General features: G+C 38.0%; 4 protein-coding genes. 3 read left to right on the top strand and 1 reads right to left on the bottom strand.

Translation table 11 applies throughout. The features are described 5' to 3' along the window. Positions 1-158 precede the first annotated feature (158 nt). The 3 genes from V7137_RS14665 to V7137_RS14655 all read left to right on the top strand — a co-directional run bounded on the left by V7137_RS14665 (position 159) and on the right by V7137_RS14655 (position 1,536). Positions 159-566, top strand: coding sequence for an SET domain-containing protein (locus V7137_RS14665; RefSeq protein ID WP_218348408.1), 408 nt, complete (start codon positions 159-161; stop codon positions 564-566). A gap of 108 nt (positions 567-674) precedes the next feature. Beyond that, a complete protein-coding gene (locus V7137_RS14660) occupies positions 675-1,007 on the top strand; it encodes a hypothetical protein (RefSeq protein ID WP_335698777.1) in 333 nt (110 codons plus the stop codon). Between the two features lie 181 nt (positions 1,008-1,188). After that, entirely contained in the window at positions 1,189-1,536 is a 348-nt protein-coding gene (locus V7137_RS14655) for a c-type cytochrome (protein ID WP_335698776.1), read from the top strand. Positions 1,537-1,688: 152 nt separating this feature from the next. Here V7137_RS14655 and yyaC read toward each other — a convergent pair whose 3' ends face one another. Then, positions 1,689-2,282 (bottom strand): spore protease YyaC, encoded by a 594-nt coding sequence (gene yyaC / locus V7137_RS14650; RefSeq protein ID WP_335698775.1) that lies wholly within the window; start codon positions 2,280-2,282, stop codon positions 1,689-1,691. Positions 2,283-2,502: the final 220 nt, after the last annotated feature.

Raw genomic sequence — 2,502 nt, 5'->3', positions numbered from 1 at the left:
TTGAAAAAGACAGTTTTTTCTGTCATGGTATCAGGCACCATAGAATATACCAGCGAAAAAATGGTGGAAAGAAAAAAACATTTGCTTTCTTGTTTAGTTAATGGCAAGCTATATTAAGATTAAAAACTTCATTGGAAAGAAATGAATAGGTGATTAACATGATTGAGATTAAGACTTCCAAGCTTAGTGATGGGGAATTGAATAGAGGGGTATTTGCGACTCGTGATATCGCAAAAGGTGAGCTGATTCATGAAGCACCAGTTATTCCTTATCCAAATGAGGAGCATGTTCATATCGAGAAAACATTGCTCGCTGATTATGCATTTGAATATGGAATCAATCACACTGCGCTTCTTTTAGGATATGGGATGCTATTTAACCATTCGTATGAGCCCAATGCTACATATGAAATTAATTTTCCAAATCACACCTTCGACTTTTACGCATACAAAGATATCAAAGCAGGGGAAGAAATTCTCATCAACTATAATGGGGAAGAGGACAATAATGACCCCCTATGGTTCAATAAAGAAGAATCCGAAAATGAAGAAAAGGACAGAGTATAGCAGGTTACCTGCTTGCGCTGTCCTTTTTTCTTTGTCTAAAAGGTCTTAATAGATGAACAAGTGGTAACACTTAGATTAGCGGTAAATTAGGGTCTAGGAGGGGTATAAATGACGAAGCAAGAGATGATTGGTTTATTGATCTTAATTGAATCCGTCTATGCAAAGTTCATCCTCAAAAATGAGACCGTCCTTTCGTGGTTAAAATTTAGCCAGGTCATGGATTATGATAAAGTAATGGAAAACCTCCAACACCATATTAGGAGAAGTCCTTATCCTCCGACCATTTCCGATCTAATCATACGTGGTGCCATAGAAACTGATTTACCAAGTATCCTGCCTGAAAGGGAGCAATTAGACCAACAAAGCAGATATGGCAGACCTATCCCGATATGGATGCTTGAGTATTCACTAAAAAAACTTACCCACTTTGAATCTATTTAGTTGAGCTGTACTCCTCACCGATAAATGTGTAACATAACCATAGTATTAATCCTGGAATAATCATAGGACTTTATAAATATGATGTCATAGGGCATGTTTATTTTTATCTATGTGATTGCCAGAAGGCCGTTATTTCCATCAAGATGGCAATCCCGTAGGAAACTAAAAAAGGGGGGAAAGCTTGAAAAGGATCTTCGGTTTGGGTTTATTTATTTTAATGATTGGATTATTAAGTGCTTGTAGTGATGATAATTCATCAAAAGAACCTGCAAGCAAACCAGCAAGTGAACCGGCTACAGGATCGGCAGGGGATGACATTTTTCAAAAAAGCTGTATCACCTGCCATAGTTCCGGTGACATTACTGGTGGTCAAGTAAAACTGGATTCAACGAAAATTCATGCCGATTTTCAAAAGAAAGAAGATCTTTATAGTTTTGTAGAAAAGAAAATGCCTAAATCTGCTCCTGGTTCCTTATCAAAGGAACAATATGAAGCTGTGGTCATTTATTTATGGGATCAAAAGGAATAGAAATTAAATGTGTATAATCCGTCTGGAGTCCGGGGGTGCCTCCGGGCTTTTTTGCACTTGTTCATCAAGTGAAGGAATAATCGATTCAAAAATTTCAATAAATTGAAATATCTGTTATTATTAATATGGTTGAAAAATCTTCCTAATCCCTGCTAGCAATGGTGCAAAATGGGATGATCAGAGGGATATTTATAATATTGCCTCACAGCTAGTGAAATCCCTTTGGCAATATTGGTTGCCATTGTATAAATAAGATGAAGGTTGGTCGAAAAGATAGAACATTCCATTGTCGGGTCGTTATCCAAGACAACCCCCATAATGCTGCAATCTCCAATGGGGGGAAGGTTTTTACCCAACCCAGATCCAGGCAGCAAGGAACTTTCACGAACAACAATGGAGTTAACGAATCTCTTTGAACCTAGAACACTATCAATCGCAATGACAAAACTATTTTTGGGCAGAGTGATGCGTGAAACTCTCGGCACAAGTGCTTGTGCATCTAAAGGAGACAGAAGGTTTCCGACTACTGTCAAATGTTTGGGATATAGATTTTGAAGTAAGGTCCCAACAAAAGGACCAAGACTGTCGCCATTTATAACATTTGAACCTATTCCCATCACGAAAATATGTTCTGTTCCTTCTGGAATGATAGAATATAAGCTGTCTCGTATAAATAGTGGTGCCAGCTTATGATTAAATGGAATCATTCTTTCAAACAAAGCGCGCTTAACGTCCAAACCGTTCATGTTTATTTTCCCCCAAGTCAAATAATTCTAAGTGAGCTATGAATAAACGAACAAATCTTGTGATTGAATGTTAATGTTTTAATATTCTGTATTTACTTCAAATAATCCTTCCCTATTATTTGAAAGGCTGTGTTAAAGCTTATTGTTGATTTTGGCACCCTGTTGATCTACGTTCCAGGCGCGAAGACTCCTGCGGGAGGACGGGGCAGGGGAGACCCCG

It is taken from the genome of Neobacillus drentensis (assembly GCF_036962765.1).
Classification (GTDB): domain Bacteria; phylum Bacillota; class Bacilli; order Bacillales; family Cytobacillaceae; genus Neobacillus; species Neobacillus drentensis_C.
The sequence above is the reverse complement of the archived record's forward strand: the minus strand, read 5'-3'. Positions and strand labels throughout refer to the sequence as shown.

Bases quoted from the DNA above. Each gene is read 5' to 3' on its own strand.
- V7137_RS14665 (WP_218348408.1), top strand. From the start codon at position 159: ATGATTGAGATTAAGACTTCCAAGCTTAGTGATGGGGAATTGAATAGA.
- V7137_RS14660 (WP_335698777.1), top strand. From the start codon at position 675: ATGACGAAGCAAGAGATGATTGGTTTATTGATCTTAATTGAATCCGTC.
- yyaC (WP_335698775.1), bottom strand. From the start codon at position 2,282: ATGAACGGTTTGGACGTTAAGCGCGCTTTGTTTGAAAGAATGATTCCA.